At 60.6% G+C, this 19,747-nt stretch carries 16 protein-coding genes; 8 read left to right on the top strand and 8 right to left on the bottom strand.

What is annotated here, in order from left to right:
• Window positions 1–81: 81 nt before the first annotated feature.
• Window positions 82–1,281, top strand: a complete 1,200-nt coding sequence (locus L861_RS21880; RefSeq protein ID WP_016418849.1) for an ABC transporter substrate-binding protein — start codon at window positions 82–84, stop codon at window positions 1,279–1,281.
• A gap of 128 nt (window positions 1,282–1,409) precedes the next feature.
• Here L861_RS21880 and L861_RS21875 read toward each other — a convergent pair whose 3' ends face one another.
• The 5 genes from L861_RS21875 to L861_RS21855 all read right to left on the bottom strand — a co-directional run bounded on the left by L861_RS21875 (window position 1,410) and on the right by L861_RS21855 (window position 5,861).
• On the bottom strand, window positions 1,410–2,681 hold the full coding sequence (locus L861_RS21875) for a branched-chain amino acid ABC transporter permease (RefSeq protein ID WP_016418848.1): 1,272 nt from the start codon (window positions 2,679–2,681) through the stop codon (window positions 1,410–1,412).
• Entirely contained in the window at window positions 2,681–3,685 is a 1,005-nt protein-coding gene (locus tag L861_RS21870) for a branched-chain amino acid ABC transporter permease (protein ID WP_016418847.1), read from the bottom strand. The genes L861_RS21875 and L861_RS21870 overlap by 1 nt, the downstream gene beginning before the upstream one ends.
• 38 nt (window positions 3,686–3,723) lie before the next feature.
• Window positions 3,724–4,428 carry an ABC transporter ATP-binding protein gene (locus L861_RS21865; RefSeq protein ID WP_016418846.1) on the bottom strand — a complete coding sequence of 235 codons (705 nt, stop codon included), beginning with the start codon at window positions 4,426–4,428 and terminating at the stop codon, window positions 3,724–3,726.
• 65 nt (window positions 4,429–4,493) lie between these two features.
• Window positions 4,494–5,264: an ABC transporter ATP-binding protein gene (locus tag L861_RS21860; RefSeq protein ID WP_016418845.1), complete on the bottom strand. Its 771-nt coding sequence runs from the start codon at window positions 5,262–5,264 to the stop codon at window positions 4,494–4,496.
• Between the two features lie 279 nt (window positions 5,265–5,543).
• Window positions 5,544–5,861 (bottom strand): hypothetical protein, encoded by a 318-nt coding sequence (locus tag L861_RS21855; protein ID WP_016418844.1) that lies wholly within the window; start codon window positions 5,859–5,861, stop codon window positions 5,544–5,546.
• Window positions 5,862–6,094: 233 nt separating this feature from the next.
• On the opposite strand from L861_RS21855, the gene L861_RS21850 reads away from it, so the two are divergent.
• A complete protein-coding gene (locus L861_RS21850; RefSeq protein ID WP_016418843.1) occupies window positions 6,095–8,299 on the top strand; it encodes an esterase-like activity of phytase family protein in 2,205 nt (734 codons plus the stop codon).
• 100 nt (window positions 8,300–8,399) lie between these two features.
• On the opposite strand, the gene typA is transcribed toward L861_RS21850, so the two are convergent.
• From typA to L861_RS21835, 3 genes are all read right to left on the bottom strand, one after another.
• Window positions 8,400–10,229 carry a translational GTPase TypA gene (gene typA / locus L861_RS21845; protein WP_016418842.1) on the bottom strand — a complete coding sequence of 610 codons (1,830 nt, stop codon included), beginning with the start codon at window positions 10,227–10,229 and terminating at the stop codon, window positions 8,400–8,402.
• Between the two features lie 125 nt (window positions 10,230–10,354).
• Entirely contained in the window at window positions 10,355–11,344 is a 990-nt protein-coding gene (locus L861_RS21840; protein WP_016418841.1) for a polysaccharide deacetylase family protein, read from the bottom strand.
• A gap of 80 nt (window positions 11,345–11,424) precedes the next feature.
• Window positions 11,425–11,964 (bottom strand): glycosyltransferase family 2 protein, encoded by a 540-nt coding sequence (locus tag L861_RS21835; protein WP_016418840.1) that lies wholly within the window; start codon window positions 11,962–11,964, stop codon window positions 11,425–11,427.
• Window positions 11,965–12,534: 570 nt separating this feature from the next.
• Here L861_RS21835 and glnA point away from each other — a divergent pair.
• The 6 genes from glnA to L861_RS21805 all read left to right on the top strand — a co-directional run bounded on the left by glnA (window position 12,535) and on the right by L861_RS21805 (window position 19,673).
• Complete coding sequence (glnA, locus tag L861_RS21830) at window positions 12,535–13,941, top strand: glutamate--ammonia ligase (RefSeq protein WP_027947767.1); 1,407 nt, start codon at window positions 12,535–12,537, stop codon at window positions 13,939–13,941.
• Between the two features lie 147 nt (window positions 13,942–14,088).
• Window positions 14,089–14,661: a DUF4124 domain-containing protein gene (locus tag L861_RS21825; protein WP_016418838.1), complete on the top strand. Its 573-nt coding sequence runs from the start codon at window positions 14,089–14,091 to the stop codon at window positions 14,659–14,661.
• Window positions 14,662–14,845: 184 nt separating this feature from the next.
• Entirely contained in the window at window positions 14,846–15,889 is a 1,044-nt protein-coding gene (gene glnL / locus L861_RS21820) for a nitrogen regulation protein NR(II) (RefSeq protein WP_016418837.1), read from the top strand.
• Between the two features lie 61 nt (window positions 15,890–15,950).
• Complete coding sequence (glnG, locus tag L861_RS21815) at window positions 15,951–17,360, top strand: nitrogen regulation protein NR(I) (protein ID WP_016418836.1); 1,410 nt, start codon at window positions 15,951–15,953, stop codon at window positions 17,358–17,360.
• A 154-nt stretch (window positions 17,361–17,514) separates the two neighbouring features.
• Window positions 17,515–18,465, top strand: coding sequence for a hydroxymethylglutaryl-CoA lyase (locus tag L861_RS21810; RefSeq protein WP_016418835.1), 951 nt, complete (start codon window positions 17,515–17,517; stop codon window positions 18,463–18,465).
• Window positions 18,466–18,467: 2 nt separating this feature from the next.
• The gene (locus tag L861_RS21805; RefSeq protein WP_016418834.1) at window positions 18,468–19,673 is read left to right on the top strand and encodes a CaiB/BaiF CoA transferase family protein; all 1,206 of its coding nucleotides are present in this window, start codon (window positions 18,468–18,470) and stop codon (window positions 19,671–19,673) included.
• The last annotated feature ends 74 nt before the right edge of the window (window positions 19,674–19,747 follow it).

The raw sequence follows: 19,747 nt of genomic DNA, 5'->3' as shown, positions 1-19,747 counted from the left end.
GTGAAGCCTGGCTTGTGTTTTTGCGTAAACAATTCCAAAGTTATTAAGGTACTAATTTAACTGGCAACAGTGAGAACAATCATGAAAAAAGCCTTGTTAGCAATGGTGATCGCCGCGTCCGCCTTCACGGGTGTCGCGCAGGCCGAGGTCAAGATCGGATTCTTGGGAGGCTTCACTGGCGGCATCGAGAGCCTGACGCCGCCCATCTTCGACGGTGCGCAGTTGGCGGTGAACCAGATCAATGAGCAGGGCGGCGTTCTGGATGGCGAGCAGCTGGCGATTCCCACCGGTGATACCACCTGCTCCGATGCCTCGGCGGCTTCCAACGCGGCGGATCGCATGGTCAACTCCGAACAGGTCACGGCGATTGTCGGGGCGCTGTGTACCGGTGCCACGATAGCGGCTGCCAACAATGCGGCCATTCCTGGCGGCGTGGTGATGGTCTCGCCAGCCTCCACGGCACCGGCGGTTACCGAACTGGACGACAACGACCTGGTGTTCCGCACCGTACCATCCGATGCGTTCCAGGGTGAGATGCTGGCCAAGCTGTTGATATCCAAGGGTATCGAAGAAGTGGCGGTGACCTACGTCAACAATGACTACGGCCGTGGTCTGGCCGATGCTTTCGTGGCCACCTATGAGTCGGAAGGTGGAACCGTGACAGCCAACCAGGCTCACGAGGACAACCGCGCCGACTATCGTAGTGAACTCGGCTCGCTATCGGCCACAGGTGCCGAGACCCTGGTGGTGATGGCCTATGCCGACACATCCGGGCAGACCATTTTGCGTCAAGCCTATGAGAGCGGAGCGTTCACCCAGTACGTCGGTGCCGATGGCATGGTGGGTGACTCGCTGATCGAGGCTATTGGAGCCGATGTCTTGGAAGGCATGATCGCCACTCGTCCTGGCTCGCCGGATATCCCCGGCTCGGAGATCTTCGCGGAATTCGCCAAAGAGGCCGGTATTGACCCCAGTGCGGTGTTCGCTGCCCAAGCCTACGATGCCGCCTTCCTGTTGGGGCTGGCCATCGAGAAGAATGGCAGTGACAGCCGCGAGGGGCTTTCCCAGGCGCTGCGTGATGTCGCTTCCGCCCCGGGCGAAACCATCTTGCCGGGCGAATGGGAAAAGGCCAAGCAGTTGCTGGCCGATGGTCAGGACATCAACTACGAGGGTGCGTCAGGTAGCCATGAGTTCGACGATAATGGCGACGTACCGGGCGTGGTGGTGGAAATGGCTGTCGAAGATGGAGACTTCGTGACCAAGGGGCAGTTGGACCTGTAAGTCGAAGTCAATACGCAAGCAGCCATTCAAGAAAGCGGTAATGAAAGAGGCCCCGGCGGAATGAATCCGCTGGGGCCTCTTGCTTCCTGCAGGATGATGCCCGCGCAGGCATTTATTCAGTGATTCCCTCAGTTATAGCGAGGCACTTTCTCAGGTATCAGCCCCTTGGGCGCGTAACGTAGCACCAACGAGATCAGCAGCCCAATCACGAACACTCGGGCCTGCAGGGCACGGCTGTCGAGATTGCCGGGGTCTTCCCAGCCGAACCAGCCCTGGCCGAGAGTTGCCGCATTTTCCATCAGGAACAGTGCCAGAGGCTCGGACATGATCCAGATGATATACACCAGTACCGCACCGAAGATGGTGCCCAGGTTATTGCCTGGTCCGCCGAGGATCACCATCACCAGCACCAGGAAGGTGTGATTGAGCGGCAGGTAGCCTTGCGGATTGAAGATACTGTTGAAGCTGGTCAGTGCCGCGCCGCCGATCCCCATCAGGATGCAGCCCAGCACGAAGATCTCCAGGCGCCGGCGGTTAATGTCCTTGCCCATGGCCGCCGCTGAGACCTCGTTATCGCGGATAGCACGGATCATGCGGCCCCACGGGGCGTGATAGGCGCGGTGTAGCAGGAAGAAGATGACCGCGATCACCACCGCCGTGACCGATAGATAAAGCGCTCGGGCTAGTACGAAGCCAAGATCGCGGGCGCCAGGGGTCGGCCAGGGCAACGGAGATACGGTGGCGGTGCCGCGAGTCAGCCAGTCGGAATTCTTGAGGAAGGCCTTGATGATTTCGGCGATGCCCAGGGTGGCGATGGCCAGGTAGTCGCTGCGCAACCCCAGGCAGATTCGGCCGATGAAATACCCGATGCCACCGGCCAGCATACCGCCGAAGATCCAGCCGACCCAGGCTGGCAAGCCCAGGCCACCGATGAAGCCGGCACGTGACTCGATTTCGCCGGTAACGTCGCGCAACATGCTGATCACCACCAGATAGAGCACCACCGCCAGTATGATGGCAATCAGAGTGCGCAGCCGTTTGGGAATACCGAGGCGGTCGAGCCGGGTGGCGCCATAGATCAGCATGATCGAGGCCACTAGGGCCAGCAGTGCACGCCCGAGTTCTCCGGGCATCTCGCTGTTCCAGAAGGCGGGATTGATGGGCACGCTGAAGAACATGGCGGCAAAACCGCCCAGTGCCACGAACCCCATCACACCTGCATTGAACTGGCCGGCATAACCCCATTGAATGGTCAGGCCCAGGGCGAGAATGGCGTAGCAGGCGGCTTCGACCAGCATGCGGGTGCTATAGGCAGCCCCCATGGCGGCATAGACCGCCAACACGGCGACGAGTAGGCCGACAAAGAGGCTTAGCTCACGGATAGGAAGCGCTCGGGTCATCAGATCACCTTCCCCTTGAAGATACCAGTGGGGCGCCACACCAGGATGGCGACCAGAATGAAGAAGGGCACCACGATCTTGTACTCGGTGCCGACCAGGGCCAGATTGCTGGGAAGTTCCAACCACTCCGGGAAGCTGTCACGGATGGGGCGCAGCAGTACCGACCAGTTGAACACCGCCAGCGTCTCGGCGAAGCCGACCACGAATCCACCGGCAATGGCGCCATAAGGGTGTCCGACCCCGCCAACGATGGCCGCGGCGAAGATCGGCAATAGAAGGAAGAAACTGAGGTCCGGCTTGAAGGCGACGTCCAACGACAGCAGAGTACCGGCGGCGGCGGCCAGAGAGCCGGCGATGACCCAGGTAACGGCGACGATGGTGTTGGTATTGATGCCCGATGCGCGAGCCAGATCGGGATTGTCGGACATGGCACGCATCGCCTTGCCCAACCGCGAACGGCTCAGGAACAAATGCAGGCTTACCACCGCCACGATGGCGAACACGAACAGGATGATCTGGGGCTCGGTAACCACGATCGGGCGCGAGGCCAGTTCGAACGGCAACTCGATGCGGAAGATATCCTTGCGTTCGGCGATATACAGGCTCTCGGAACCGGTGCCGGCGAACAGGCGGATCAGCCCTTGCAGCATCAAGGTCACGCCAAGCGAGGCGATGACCATGACGATCGGTTTGACGTCATGGGCGCGCAGCGGTTTGTAGAACGTCCGGTCGATGCCTACCGCGGCGACAGCGGTGACCGCCATGGCGATCGGTAGCAGCAGCAAGGCGCTGGGCAGACCGACTACCCCGCCGACTTCCGGGAACAATGTGGTCAGCAGGAGCACCACGAAGGCACCCAGCGTCATCATGTCGGCGTGTGCGAAGTGGGCGAAGCGCATGATGCTGAACACCAGAGTCACGCCAATGGCGCCCATGGCGTAGATGGACCCCGACACGGTGCCGGATACCACCACGTTATTGATGAAGAAAACCAGTTCGTTCAAAACATTATCTCCCCAAGGGATACTTGCGGCTGGCGTGTTCAGCCGCCGAGAAAACTCTTGGCGACGTCGGGGTCGTTGAGCAGGGCTTCACCGGTGTCGGTGAAGCGGTTCTGTCCCGCCGCTAAAACGAAACCCTTGTGGGCGATGGCCAGTGCCTGCTTGGCGTTCTGCTCGACCATCAGGATGCCGACTCCGGCGGCATTGATGGTCTTGATGCGTTCGAATATTTCGTTCATGAACAGCGGCGATAGCCCGGCAGTGGGCTCATCGAGCAGTAGCACATCGGGTTCGACCATCAGGGCGCGACCCATGGCCACCATCTGGCGCTGACCCCCGGAAAGCTCACCAGCCGGCTGGCGACGCTTTTCCAGTAGCGGAGGGAAGAATTCATAGATCTGCTCGAGCATGCGGCGGAAATTCTGAGGGCGGATATAGGCGCCCATTTCGAGATTTTCCTGCACGGTCAGACTGGGGAAGATGTTGTATTCCTGGGGCACGAAGCCCATGCCCATGTGCACCAGCTTGTTGGGGGCAGTGTTGGTGATCGGTTCGCCACGTAGGCGGATTTCGCCCTGGCTCACCTTGAGCAGGCCGAAGATGGCCTTGAGCATGGTCGACTTGCCTGCCCCGTTGGGGCCGACGATCACACCAATCTCATTGGCCTCGATTGCCATGTTGACGCCGTTGAGGATGTTCATGCCGCCATAGCCGCCATGCACATCGCTTGCTTCGAGTAATGCCATGCGTACGTTCCCGGATGTGTCCCGCGTGAGACTCCGGCGAACGCCGGCACTCTCGCGCGGCGCTTTTATTCTGTTGGAGCCCCGAAGTAGGCTTCGATGACTTCTGGGTTGCTCTGGACTTCCTGGATGGTGCCTTCCATCATCACACGGCCTTGGGCCAGCACGATGACCGGGTCACACAGACGGGCGATCATGTCCATGTCGTGCTCGATGACCAGGAAGGTGTAACCCATTTCACGATTGAGGCGTTCGATGTTCGCGACCAGATCGCCCAGTAGGGTGCGGTTGACCCCCGCGGCGATTTCGTCGAGTAGTACTACGCGGGCGTCGGTCATCATGGTGCGCCCGAGTTCCAGCAGTTTCTTCTGACCGCCTGAGAGATTACCTGCCAATTCGTTGCGTACGTGGGAAAGGCCAATGAAGTCGATGACTTCCATTGCGCGTTGGCGTACCTCGCTCTCTTCGCGGCTTACCTCGCCGGGCTTGAGCCAGGCACTGAACAGGTTCTCTCCAAGCTGGCGCGGCGGCACCATCATCAGGTTTTCCAGTGCCGTCATGTTCGAGAACTCATGGGCGATCTGGAAAGTGCGCAACAGTCCCTTGTGGAAGAGTTCGTTGGAGGACATGTTGGTGATGTCTTCGCCATCGAACAGGACGCGTCCAGCGTCCAGCGGCAGGTTGCCGGCGATGATGTTGAACAGGGTGGTCTTGCCTGCCCCGTTAGGGCCGATCATGCCAGTGATCGAACCCTGCTCCACTTGTATCGAGCAGTCGTTGATCACGTTCAACCCACCGAAGGCCTTATAGACATGGCTGACTTCGATGATCGTACTCATTCCCCGTCCTATCGTGTTATTGATCTTGTATTAACCAAAGACCCAACTGTGCGCCAGACGACAGCGCTTGACCAGAAGACAAACGTTTATGAGGCGTTAGACGAGGGCTCTAGGCGGTCGGTGGCAACTCTGGTGATCACTGGAGCGATCATATATTCGCTTTGGTGTGGAGCAAAGGCGGATATGGCGCCTCATGCGATGGCAATTCTCACGTTTGATGCTTGCCCCTGCAGGCCTCGAGGCCACAGGGACAAGCATCAGGGAAAGAGGAGGTGTGTCTCAGCTATTGCCCTCCGCGTCGGGATTGCGACGGTCGAGGGCTCGCCTGTCGTCGGGCAGGCGCACCATGTCGCCCAGCGTCAGCTTGCCGTGTATTTTCTTGCGCTCTCCGGTGCGCGGATTGATCAGGGCGACTACCTCGCCGATGCTGGTATCGTTGTTGACGAAAGCCTCTACGCGAACGCGTACCGTGACGCCCTGATAGTGGGCGGAGATGATACTGCCAGGATGTGGCTCGACATAGTCTTCGGGGTCATTGGCGTAGAGCGCCATGACACTGTCTCTGCCGGGGTCGTCCCATTCCACGTGCTTGTGCATGTGGGAATCTCCTCTCACTGTTTACCCTATTGTCAGATTAGCCACTTTTCATGCAAACGAAAAAGCCCGCCGCGGGATGGGCTTCAACGCATAGGCCGGTAGGCTTAGCCTTCGCTGGCACGCTCGCGCCCGTTCTCAGTGATTATGGTGACTGTGATGTCAGCTAGCTGTCATCTCTATGGGCGATAGTCGGAAGTTCCAAAGACTTGGAACCACGACAGGGAACGCTACCGATGCTCTCCATTCGCTCTCCACTGTTGATCATGCCGCTACTGGCTGCAGCGCTCATGGTCTTGACGCCTCCGGTGCAGGCCGCCGGTGGCCTGACGCGGCTCGCCACCTTCGAGGTTCATCGCAACCTCGCTGCTGACGAACCCCGTGAGACCACCACCGCGGCTGAGATCATCGCCGCCAGTCAGGACGGCCAGACGCTGGTCTACACCGATAGTCCTGCCGAGCGGCTTGGTTTTATCGACATCGCTGAGCCTGCCACCCCTAAACCCGACGGCTTCCTGGCTCTAGACGGCGAACCTACCTCGGTGGCCATAGTAGGTGGAACCGCGCTGGTGGGGGTCAACACCAGCGCCGATTATCGACACCCCGACGGTCACTTGGCTGTCGTGGACATGACGACTCGCCAGGTGGTGGCGCGCTGCCCACTGGGCGGTCAGCCCGATTCGGTGGCGGCCAGCCCCAGCAGCGACTACCTGGCCGTGGCGATCGAGAACGAGCGTGACGAAGATCGTAACGATGGTTCCCTGCCGCAGTTGCCGGAGGGTTACTTGAGCGTGCTGCGTCTCGATACCGGGGGCCGTCCCAGTGATTGCGAGACGCCGACACGGATCGACCTCACCGGGCAAGCCGCTGTAGCTGGCGAGGATCCGGAACCTGAGTTCGTCGACATCAACGGTGAAGGTCAGGTGGTGCTCACCCTGCAAGAGAACAACCACTTGATCGTTGCCGATCTCGCCAGTGGCGAGCTAATCCTATCGACCCACGCCGGCATGGTTGATCTCGATGGCATCCCTACTGAAGAAAGGCGCCTGAATGCCGACGGTGAACTCAGGGATGTGTCCCGCGAGCCCGATGCAGTGGGATGGCTGGATGACTCGCGCTTCGTCACCGCCAACGAGGGCGACTATCAGGGCGGTTCGCGCGGCTTCACCATTTTCAATCGTGACGGCGAGATAGACTACGACAGCGGCAATGCCCTGGAGCGCCTGGCGCTGACCTATGGCAGCTACCCGGCTAAACGCGCACACAAGAAGGGTGTCGAGCCTGAAGGCATCGAGGTGTGGGGTGAACGCAGGCTATTTTTCGTCGGCTTGGAGCGTGCCGCAGCGGTCGCCATCTATCGAGATCAGGGGCCGGGACAGGCACCCGAATTCGTGCAGTGGCTGCCTACTGGGGTGGGTCCCGAGGGCCTGCTGGCGATTCCCCAGCGCGATCTTTTCGTGGTCGCTGCCGAGGAGGATGATCCTGAGGCAGGACTGCGTTCGACGGTGTCGATCTACCGCTGGTCGGACAGAGTGGGGGAGCCGGCAATTATCGGTGAGGACGGCGACGGCCAACCGATCGGCTTCGGCGCCTTGTCCGGGCTGGCTGCCGACCCCGATGCCGTGGACCGCTTCTGGGCAGTTAGCGACAGCTTCTACCCCGAGGCGCGCCTGTACCGGCTGGACGCACGCCGCCAACCGGCACGGATCACCGCGGTGACGACCCTGAAAACCGCTGATGGCGGGCCCATTGACCTGGATCTCGAGGGTGTCGCCCCACGGCGTGCCGGTGGCGTGTGGGTGGCCAGCGAAGGCAAGCCCGATGCTGGGCGAGCCAGCGAAATCCTAGGGGTAACCGCCGATGGCATCATTACCGAGCGCTTCACGCTGCCGACGTCTATCGCCGAACGCATGGGCAACTATGGTTTCGAAGGTCTTGCGCGTTTGCTGCAAGATGGCCAGGAGCGCCTGGCGGTGATCTTCCAGCGTCCCTTGGAGGGCGAAGCGGGCCGAGCCCGGTTGGGTTTACTGAATCCGGAAACCGGGGAATGGCGTTTCGCCACAGTGGCGTTGCAGGCCCCTCTCTCGCCGGCCAACGGCTGGGTCGGCTTCTCTGAGATCACTCCCCTCGCCGATGGTCGACTGGCGCTGATCGAGCGTGACAATCAGAGTGGCGAGCGCGCCAGCCTCAAGCGCGTGGTCACGATCTCTCTGGACGGCGTCGAGCCGGTCGCCGCGGATCAAGCGCCCCCACACCTCACCACTCAGCCGCTAATGGATCTACTCCCCGCGCTTGCCGGCGGTCACGGCATGGTAGTCGACAAACCCGAGGGCATGGGCCAGCTCGCCGATGGGCGGCTGCTGGTGGTCACCGACAACGACGGCGTCGATGACAGCATCTCGCAAACTTACCTGTTGCGCCTAACGCCACCGGATGCCTGAGCCGCGATTCTATTGTCAGCGGTTCGGGAGTGTGCCGCCAGGGGTGAGGGAAACGAAAAAGCCCACCGCAGGGTGGGCTTCAACGCATAGGCCGGTAGGCTTAGCCTTTGCTGGCACGCTTGCGCTCGTTCTCAGTGAGATGCTTCTTGCGCAGGCGGATGTGGTTGGGCGTCACTTCGACCAGTTCGTCGGAGTCGAGGAACTCGATTGCCTGTTCCAGTGAGAACTTCACCGGCGGGGTCAGCACGATGTTCTCGTCGTTGCCCGAGGCACGCATGTTGTCGAGCTTCTTGCCCTTGGTCGGGTTGACCACCATGTCGTTGGCACGGTTGTTGATACCCACCAGCATGCCTTCGTAGACTTCGGTACCGTGATCGATGATCAGCTTGCCGCGCTCCTGCAGGGCGTAAAGGGCGTAGGCCAGTGCCTTGCCGGGAACCATCGACACCAATACGCCGTTGCGCCGTTCGATGGAGGCATCGGGCTTGAGCGGGCCGTAGTGATCGAAGCGGCTGGTGAGGATGCCGGTGCCCGAGGTCAGGGTCAGGAACTGGCCGCGGAAGCCGATCAACCCACGTGCGGGGATGATGAAGTCCAAGCGCACGCGGCCCTTGCCGTCGGGATTCATGTTGCTCAGCTCGCCCTTGCGGTAGCCGAGCTCTTCCATGATCGCGCCCTGGTGCTGCTCTTCGCAGTCGATGATCACCTCTTCATACGGCTCCTGCTTGACGCCGTCGATCTCGCGGATGATCACCTCGGGGCGGCCCACTGCTAGCTCGAAGCCTTCGCGCCGCATGGTCTCGATCAGTACCGAGAGGTGCAGTTCGCCGCGCCCGGAGACCTTGAACTTCTCCGGCGAATCACCCTGCTCGACGCGCAGCGCGACGTTGTGGATCAGTTCCTGATCGAGGCGGTCCTTGATGTTGCGGCTGGTGACGTACTTGCCGTCACGGCCGGCGAACGGCGAGTCGTTGACCTGGAAGGTCATCGACACGGTGGGCTCGTCGACCGACAGCGGCGGCAGCGCCTCGACGGCGATCGGGTCGCACAGGGTGTCGGAGATGGCGAGGTCGTCGATGCCGGTGATGCACACGATGTCGCCGGCGGTGGCCTGTTCGGTCTGCACCCGCTCCAGGCCCATGTGAGTCATCACTTGGCCAATCTTGCCCTTGCGTGTCTTGCCGTCGATGCCGACTACGCTGACCTGCTGGTTGGGGCGTACCGCGCCGCGCTTGATGCGGCCCAGCCCGATGACGCCGACGTAGCTGTTGTAGTCCAGCGCTGAGATCTGCATCTGGAACGGGCCGTCGAGCTCGACGTTGGGCGGTTCGACGATATCGACGATGGACTGGAACATCGGCGTCATGTCATCGGCGAGCTGATCCGGTTCGGGGCCGGCGATGCCGTTGAGTGCCGAGCAGTAGATGATCGGGAAGTCGAGCTGCTCGTCGGTGGCGCCAAGATTGTCGAACAGGTCGAAGATCTGGTCGATGACCCAGTCGGGGCGTGCGCCGGGACGGTCGATCTTGTTGACCACCACGATCGGCTTCAGCCCTTGGGCGAAGGCCTTCTGGGTTACGAAGCGGGTCTGCGGCATGGGGCCGTCGACGGCATCGACCAGCAACAGCACCGAGTCGACCATCGACATCACGCGCTCGACCTCGCCGCCGAAGTCGGCGTGTCCCGGGGTGTCGACGATGTTGATGTGATAAGCCTGATCGGAGTCAGGAGCCTGCCAGCGGATCGCCGTGTTCTTGGCCAGGATGGTAATGCCGCGTTCCTTCTCCTGGTCGTTGGAGTCCATGATGCGTTCCTGCCCCTCGGCCTTGCGGTCCAGGGTGCCGGATTGGCTCAACAGTTTGTCGACCAGGGTGGTCTTGCCGTGGTCGACGTGGGCGATGATGGCGATGTTGCGAAGATTCTCGATCACGACGGGATCCTGCTGCGAAAATTGGGGCGCATTATAGTATCTTGCCCATGACGGCTACCAGCATTGTCGACGAATATTCGTGGTAAATAGCGGCAGTGAACGTCAGATCAAGACGTTAGACTGTCTCATTGATATCCCAGCAGCCAGTCATATAGCCGTCCGGGGCTTTGCGCCACCGGCTGGCTGATGGGAATGCGTGGTATGGCCAGGGGGTCGTCGCGGTGGCTGAGCCAGCCACCGGTACCGGCCAGGGCGAGTTGCACACCGCAGCGTAGGGCCAGACGACGCAGGCGCGGCGAGGGCCTGATATCGGGGTAGGCGAAAGCGTCGAGCGGCTCACGGCACAGCCGCTTGAGATCGTGCCGTGAATGGCGGATATGCCAGCAGATGCGTTCGTCGCTCAGTGGCTCCAGCGCCTCCGGTAGTACGCCATGGGCGCCGAAACGAATCAGGCCCCCGTGCTCTAGGCGTCGTAGGGTGAAGGGATCGATGCCGTGGGGTGGCAGGTCAAGCAAATGATGCAGCTCCTCACCCACCCGGTTGAGGGTCAATGGACACGCGGTCTGCAGTTGCCCGAGATAATCGAGCAATGCCTGGCTGTAGTCCTCGTCCGGGTAGGGTGGCGGCCTGGGGGGGAGAGGCAGACCCGCATCGCCCAGGACATCGCGAACCAGGTTGGGGTGCCGGTGTGTCCACAGGCTTTCGGCGATCACTTCCCACCAAAAGCCACGTGGCTTCCCAAGCAGCCCGGTAGTGACGAAGATGCTTGCTGGCAGGGCATAGTGATCGAGCACCGGGGCGGCCACCTCGGCGTTGTCGCGCCAGCCGTCGTCGAAAGTCAGTGCAATGCAGGCTCGGGGGTCACGATGAGGCTTGAGTGCCGTTTCAAGGCTGACGATACGCGCAACATCCATTAGGCTCATCAGCAAATGATGGAAACTTTCCGGCCCCAGGCAATAAGGGGCTCGATGGGGCAGGCTGGCGGCTCGTTCGTCAGCGAGCACTCGATGCAGCACCAGAATGGCGCTACGCCCTCGCAGCGGTTCGGCTAGGCTACGCCGCCAGTGGCCGCGAAGCCGTTGAGCAAGATCCCTGGCAAGGCCGAAACCATTCATAGTGGTTCTCCCATCGGAGATAACCTTAGTGTACGTCCTCTGCTTTTGCCGTGCAGCTTCCTACCTTATGGCTTCTGTTTCTATATCGGTACTTCCAGCACCCGCGCCTGGCAGGCCCGGAGGCGCGTCACCAGATCCTGGTAGGCGGTTTCATCGAGGGCGGGATCGAAACCACCGATACGTTCGAACCAATCACGATGAACGCAGAGCGTACCCGGTGAGATAGTGGTTCGCCACAGCCGCACCAGACCGCGAGGCAAGGTCGTGTCGTGTGACAGAAACAGAACGGCATCCCACTGCTGTCCACTCAGCAGTGCATCGGCCCGGGTCAGCCAAGTGTCGATGAGCTTGCCACGTGGTGCGGGGAATACCAGAGCTTCGGCGGGGCTGCGATGCGCGGCTTCGTTGCCGCGGGCGCCGACCGAGGGCTGAGGGATAGCCTCGAAGCGAGCATCGAATCGACGGCTCAGTCGTGCCAGTCTGGGATTTGCGTCTTCACTGACTACGCGAATCTCGACGCGTCCCGGGAAACGCTGAATGGCGCTTTTCAGCGTGGCGAGGCAGCGTGGTAGGCGTGATGCCATCAGCCGCGAGTCGACAATGATGCAGTAGGCATTCATCGAGGGCAGCGTCCCATAAGCTTGCCAGTGCCGGCCTGAAAGAGGGCCGCTGGCGGTTACCGAAGACCTCGCGTCGCATCACGCGCCCACCGGGAGTAGTGATATCGCATTTGGCTTCTTGTAATAAAGAGTAGCCTTTGGTTGCATAAAGTATCAATTCATTGTCTGACTGATTTTTCTGATCACACATGTAGCTAGAGGGCATCAGAGAAAGGTTGGCTGAACCATACTGCAGCACATGCAGCATGCTTATTGCACAAATTTGGTGCGCCACGAGGTGCTTTTGTTCGATTGTGGTGCATCTAAGCCAGTCGTAGTGGCACCCAATACTGATGTTATGTCCATTGTTGATTTATGGTGGTGCAATAAATTTCATATATTTCAGTAGATTACACATTCGCTCGATCGCGCGTGCGCCATTTTGGCACGCTGCCTGCATTGCACTCTTCAGAGTCATGAATGCCTATTCGTCGTCGAGATTGCCGTGGGCAAGGTGTCCGGGGCATGCTACAAACGACGCGGGATACCCAAGCCAACGAGACGAGCCATCGCTCACCAGTGGAGGACAACATGTCTGAGAAGACCCTCGCCCTTATTGACGAACATGATATCAAGTGGGTCGACCTGCGTTTTACCGATACCAAGGGTAAGGAACAGCACGTCACCATCCCGGCCAGCACCGTTGACGAGGAGTTCTTCGAGAACGGCCAGATGTTCGATGGTTCCTCCATTTCCGGTTGGAAAGGCATCAACGAGTCCGACATGATCCTGCGTCCGGAAGACGGTAGCGCCTTCCTCGACCCGTTCACCGAAGACGCAACGCTGGTGCTGCGCTGTGACATCATCGAGCCGGCTACCATGCAGGGCTACGAGCGCGACCCACGTTCCATCGCCAAGCGTGCCGAGGCCTACCTGGAGTCAACTGGCCTGGGCGATACCGCTTTCTTCGGCCCGGAGCCGGAATTCTTCATCTTCGATGAGGTGCACTGGAAAGCCGATATCGAAGGCGCCATGTACAAGGTGACCTCCGAAGAGGGTGCCTGGTCCACCGATCGTACTATCGAGGGTGGTAACCTGGGGCACCGTCCGCGCGTCAAGGGCGGCTACTTCCCCGTGCCGCCGGTGGACAGCTTCCACGACATTCGCGGTGCGATGTGTAACACCATGGAAGCCATCGGCCTTACGGTCGAAGTGCATCACCACGAGGTGTCCAACGCTGGCCAGAATGAGATCGGCGTCAAGTTCAACACCCTGGTCAAGAAGGCCGACGAACTTCAAATGATGAAGTACGTCGTGCACAACGTGGCGCATGCCTACGGCAAGACCGCTACCTTCATGCCCAAGCCGTTGGTCGGCGACAACGGCTCTGGCATGCACGTCCACCAGTCATTCTGGAAGGACGGCCAGAACCAGTTTGCCGGTGACGAGTATGCCGGTCTGTCCGAGATGGCGCTGTACTACATCGGCGGCATCATCAAGCATGCACGTGCCCTGAACGCCTTCACCAACGCTTCCACCAACTCCTACAAGCGTCTGGTGCCGGGCTTCGAAGCGCCGGTAATGCTGGCCTATAGTGCTCGCAACCGCTCCGCGTCGATCCGCATTCCGTACACCGCCAGCCCCAAGGGCAAGCGTGTCGAGTGCCGCTTCCCGGATCCGACCGCCAACCCTTATCTGGCATTCGCCGCGATGCTGATGGCCGGTATCGACGGGATCAAGAACAAGATCCATCCGGGCGATGCCATGGACAAGAACCTCTACGACCTGCCGCCGGAAGAAGGCAAGGCCGTGCCGACCGTGGCCGAGAGCCTCGACCAGGCCCTGGAAGCGCTGGACAAGGATCGTGCCTTCCTCACCGAGGGCGGTGTGTTCACCGACGACATGATCGATGCCTACATCGAGCTTAAGGAGGAAGACGTCGAGCGTCTGCGCATGGCCACGCACCCGGTCGAATTCGACCTCTATTACAGCTGCTAAGCGCGATATCGACTGCCGTTCGACAGTTGTCGTGACAAAAGGGCTCCACCGCAGGGTGGGGCCCTTCTTCATTGCGTTACACTCCCCAGGACTCAACCATACCGGGTGGAGACGCCGTCATACGCTCGACATGTCTCGGAGAAGACGATGCAACGCCGTTTCATAGGGGTGATGTTACTAGGCCTTTGCGTGCCATTTTCCGCCATGGCAACGACGGTCTATCGCAGCACCGATGCCCAAGGCAACATGGTGTTTTCCGGCCGCCCCGCACCAGGCAGCGAGCGCATCGAGCTGCCTGAGGTAACGGTAGTGCCTTCGAGCGAGCTCCAGACCTCCACGCCCGCTCGGGAAGTCGACCATGACCGGCCGCGCCGCGAAGAGACAGCACCATGGCCAGCATTTATGCCATACACCACCTTTCGCATTGTTTCACCCGCTGACGAGGGCACCTTGCCGACCGGCTATGCCGGTAATGTGCAGGTCGAATTGGGTATCGAGCCCCCACTGCGCGAAGATCACCGAGTGCGGTTACTCGTCGATGGCCGTGTCAGCCAGTCGGCCATGCATACATCAGTCTTCAAGCTCACCAATCTGGAGCGGGGCGAGCATACGTTACGGGCGGAACTGCTCGACGCCAAAGGCGAGGTGCGCCACCTCAGTGCGCCGGTGACCCTCTATGTGCAGCGCGCCAGTGTCAATTTGCCGCAAAATCCCAACTAGTCGCGCAATGAAAGCGCGACCGGCTTCACGATTTGCCCTGGATGATAGCGGCCGCCACCCATGATGCACTAAATTGGTGCAATGGGGTGTGCGAATTCGTTACCTCGGTCCGTATTTCTCGCCATTTTTGGGCTGGCGCGCTTTTTGCACAGTGATAGTGAACGCCATCAATGTGGGATGCACCATGTACCAACGTCTGCTCGAACACTTGACCACGGCGGTACTGCTGCTCGACGGCACCTTGCGAGTGCGCTGGTTGAACCCGTCGGCCGAGGCGTTGCTCGCCGTCAGCCTCGGGCGTGTGCAGGGCTCGCGTCTGGAGTGCCTGGAAGGTGTCGACGGCGAGGTAGCCGAGGTGCTAACCAAGGCGCGAGTCGAATTTCATCCTTTTACCCAGCGTGAAGCCCTGTTACGGCTGGCCAGTGGCGATAACATCACGGTGGACTTTACCGTGACACCGCTTTCCGACGACGAACTGTTATTAGAGATCGAGCCACGGGATCGTTTGCTGCGTATCTCTCGTGAAGAAGCGCTGATTGCACGTCAGGAGACGATCAAGGTGCTGTCGCGGGGGTTGGCGCACGAGGTCAAGAATCCGCTGGGGGGTATTCGCGGTGCGGCGCAGTTGCTCGAGCGTGACCTGCCTGACCCTCAACTGACAGAGTTCACGCGCATCATCGTCGAGGAGGCCGACCGGCTACGTGACCTGGTCGACCGCATGCTTGGCCCCAACCAGCCGGAGCGCCATGCACCACTGAATATCCATAAGGTGCTCGAGCGGGTCCGCACCTTGCTGATCGCCGAGCATCCGCATGTCGAGGTGGTCCGCGACTACGATCCCAGCTTGCCGGAGCCGGTTGGTGACGAGGCCCAGTTGATCCAGGCCGTACTCAACGTGGCGCGTAACGCTCTGGAGGCCATGGAAGAGAACGATATTCCCGAGCCACGACTGACCTTGCGTACACGCGCCAAGCGTCAATTCACGCTGGGGGCCGAGCGTCATCGCCTGGTGTGCGAGGTGGCAATCATCGACAACGGCCCCGGTATCCCCGAGCACCTGCGCGAAACCCTGTTCTATCCGATGGTATCCGGCCGCGCGGAGGGCAGCGGTCTGGGCTTATCCATCGCCCAGTCGATTCTGCATCTACATCAAGGACTGATCGAATGCGATTCTGCTCCTGGACGGACCGAATTCCGCTTATTGATGCCGTTGGAGGCCGTTTCATGAGTCTCTCGGTAGCGTATTTTTCCCTATCAGCCGCCGCTGGCACTATTCGCAGGAGGCCTTTATGAACGATGCCGCGCGTATCGTCATTGTCGACGACGATCGAGCCATTCGCTGGGTGCTGGAGCGCGCCCTGGCCCAACCCGATCTCGAGGTAGAAAGTTTCGAGCGTGCCGACGCGGCTCTCGAGAGTTTGCTGCATTCACCACCGGACGTACTGCTTACCGATATCCGTATGCCTGGCCTCGATGGCCTCGACCTGATGGCCAAGGTGCGCGAGAGCCATCCGGACCTGCCGGTGATCGTGATGACCGCTCACTCGGACCTCGACAGTGCGGTGGCCTCCTATCAGGGTGGCGCCTTTGAGTACCTGCCCAAGCCGTTCGATGTCGACGAGGCGCTGGCATTGGTGCGTCGCGCCGTGGCACATGCCCGTGAACGCCAAAGCCCGGCTACCGCTCCCGAAGGGCTGTCTGCCGAGATCATCGGTGAAGCGCCGGCCATGCAGGAAGTCTTCCGGGCTATCGGCCGGCTCTCTCAGTCGCACATCACGGTACTGATCAACGGAGAATCGGGGACCGGTAAGGAGCGCGTGGCGCAGGCGCTGCATCAGCACAGTCCACGAGCCGGCAAACCCTTCATTGCACTGAATATGGCGGCGATCCCCAAGGACTTGATGGAGTCCGAGCTGTTCGGTCACGAGAAAGGGGCGTTTACTGGAGCTACGTCGCAGCGTCGCGGTCGCTTCGAGCAGGCCGATGGCGGCACCTTGTTTCTCGACGAGATCGGCGATATGCCACCGGATACCCAGACGCGTCTGTTGCGCGTGCTGGCCGATGGCGAGTTCTATCGGGTCGGTGGACATGTATCGGTGAAGGCCGATGTCCGTATCATCGCCGCTACCCATCAGAACCTGGAACATCTGGTGGAGGAAGGGCGCTTCCGCGAGGACCTGTTCCATCGCCTCAACGTGATTCGTATCCATCTGCCGCGCCTGGCTGAGCGTCGCGAGGACATCCCGCGTCTGGCCCAGCATTTTCTGGCCGAAGCGGCACGCGAACTGTCCACCGAGGCCAAGGTATTGACCAAGGAAGCCGAGCAACACCTGACGCGACTCTCCTGGCCGGGCAATGTGCGTCAGTTGGAGAATACGTGTCGCTGGCTAACGGTGATGGCTTCGGGGCGAGAGATCCTGATCGATGACTTGCCGCCGGAGCTGCGCAATATCGAAGCCGGCGAAGCCGCTGCCGGCGACTGGCGGGCCGCATTCCGCGACTGGGCCGATCGTGCCTTGTCTGCTGGTCACACCCATCTGTTGGAAGAAGCCGTACCCGATTTCGAGCGCATCCTGATCGAAACGGCTCTCAAGCACACTGGGGGACGCAAGGGCGAGGCTGCCGAGTTGCTGGGTTGGGGGCGCAATACACTCACCCGTAAGGTCAAGGTACTATTGCCAGCGCTTGCCGAGGACTGAGCTTCGCCGTGCCGGGGCGGAAATTCCGATGCCCTGGCGCCGACTACCATACTAGTACGAAAGGTGCATGGTCGCCGGTAGAGGGTGTTCCTTATATTCGAGGAGTATTCGACACTCGCTATTCTTCGACATCCACTATGTAGTAGGCGCGATCATGCACGACGCCACTCCGAACCCCGGGCGGGTTCATATCACCGAAGTTGGCCCTCGCGATGGGCTGCAGAATGAAACGGTCCTGTTATCCACGTTGGAAAAGGCCGAACTGGTGAGGGCCTTGGTGACCGCCGGGGTCAAGGAGTTCGAGTTGACCTCCTTCGTCAGCCCGCGGGCGGTACCGGCGCTTGCCGATGCGGCGGAACTGGTGGCCAAGCTCAAGGATATCGAGGGCGTGCACTTCTCGGCGCTGGTGCCCAATCTTCGCGGCGCTGAACGGGCGCTGGAAGCGGGCGTCGACTCCGTGGTGCTGTTCGTCTCGGCCTCTGAAAGCCACAATGCCAAGAACGTCAACTGCAGCGTCGACCAATCGTTGGCAAGCTTCGAACGCGTCGCCCGGTTGCTCGAGGGCAGTGGCGTCGAGTTACGCGGGGCGATTGCCACATGCTTCGGTTGCCCTTTCGAAGGCAATGTCGATGTCGCTGCCGTGGGGCATATCGCGAGCCGCTTCGCCGAGCTGGGAGCCCGCTATGTGTCGCTGGGCGACACGACCGGGATGGCGACGCCGCCTCTGGTGACCGAGCGCATCCTCCACCTGCGCGATGTCGCGCCTTCTCTATCGCCGACACTGCATTTCCATAATACTCGTGGCATCGGCCTGGCCAACGTCATGCAAGGACTTGCGCTTGGCGTCGATCGCTACGAGAGTTCGATTGGCGGCCTCGGCGGCTGCCCCTTCGCTCCAGGAGCAACGGGCAATATCGCCAGCGAGGATCTGGTCTATTTACTCGATGAGATGGGGATCGAGACCGGTATCGATCTCGATGGCATGATCAAGGCCGCACATGTCGCCACTCGTTTGATGGGGCGCCCCTTACCGGCACAGGTTTCCAAGGCTGGGCCTCGTCTGTCGCTCAGCGACTGTTCGGCCGTGGCCACGGCAAAAGGATGAGCATGTCAGTTTCGCAATCTCACACCACGGGTTCCTTGGATGGCATTCGTGTCATCGATTTGACACGCGTGATCTCCGGGCCTTTCTGTACCCAGATCCTGGGCGATCATGGCGCTGAAGTGATCAAGGTCGAACCGCCGGGGCGCGGCGATATCGTGCGCTCCCAAGGCAATATGGTGAACGGTTTCAGCTGGTACTTCGCCCAGTTCAACCGCAACAAGCGTTCCTTGACGCTCGATCTGCGCAGCGATGAGGGCAAGGCGCTGCTGTGTCGGCTGCTGGAAGAGGCCGACGTCCTGGTCGAGAATTTCCGTCCGGGCGTCATGGCGAAGATGGGGCTCGACGACGAGACATTGCGCGAGCGTTTCCCGCACTTGGTCATTGGCCGCATCAATGGTTTCGGTTCCAGTGGCCCTTATCGCGACCGTCCGGCCTATGACTTCATCGCCCAGGCGATGAGCGGCTTCATGGGCGTCAACGGCCCCGGTGACGGCGAGCCCATGCGGGCAGCGCCGCCGATCAGCGATATGGTCGCCAGCCAGAATCTGGCTTTTGGGATCTGCGCGGCACTGGTGCGCCGTGAGCGAACCGGTCAGGGTGATATCGTCGAGACTGCCTTGACCAATGGCTTGATCAGCATGATGGGCTATCTGGCGGCGGAATTCTTCGCCACCGACCAAGTGCCGGCGCGTACTGGCAACGACCATCCCATGCTTTATCCCTATGGCCTGTTTCGAGCCAGCGATGGGGAAGTGGCTATCGCACCCAGCAACGACATCATGGTCGAGCGTTTTTTGGGAGCGCTCGACATGCTGCACCTGCTCGAAGATGAGCGCTTCACTGACAACTCACGTCGTATGGCCAACCGCGAGGCGTTGCGCGAGATCCTGACGCAGGTGACCGAGGAGCGCAGCGTCGACGAATGGATCGAACATCTCAACCGGGCCGGCGTGCCCTGCGGAAGGGTCTACAATCTGCGCGAGACCTTCGAGGACCCTCAGGTGCAGGCCCAGCAGATGAAGATCGAGTTGGATCAGGGAGAGTTTGGCCGTGTTCCCACCACCGGTTTCCCGGTGAAAATGAGTGAGGCCCCGGCGGCGGTGCATCACCCCGTGCCGAGACTCGGCGAACATACCCGCGACATCCTGCTCGACTTGGGCCTTGACGAAGCGGAAGTGAATGCCTTGAGTGAGCGAGGCGTCATTTGAGCTACCTTGCAAGGGGTCGCCTGGATCCACACGGGTCTTGGCCATGATAACAAGCGACATAAAAACAAGTGGAG

Source organism: Litchfieldella anticariensis FP35 = DSM 16096 (assembly GCF_000409775.1).
Taxonomy (GTDB): domain Bacteria; phylum Pseudomonadota; class Gammaproteobacteria; order Pseudomonadales; family Halomonadaceae; genus Litchfieldella; species Litchfieldella anticariensis.
This window is presented reverse-complemented; position numbering and strand designations above follow the sequence as displayed.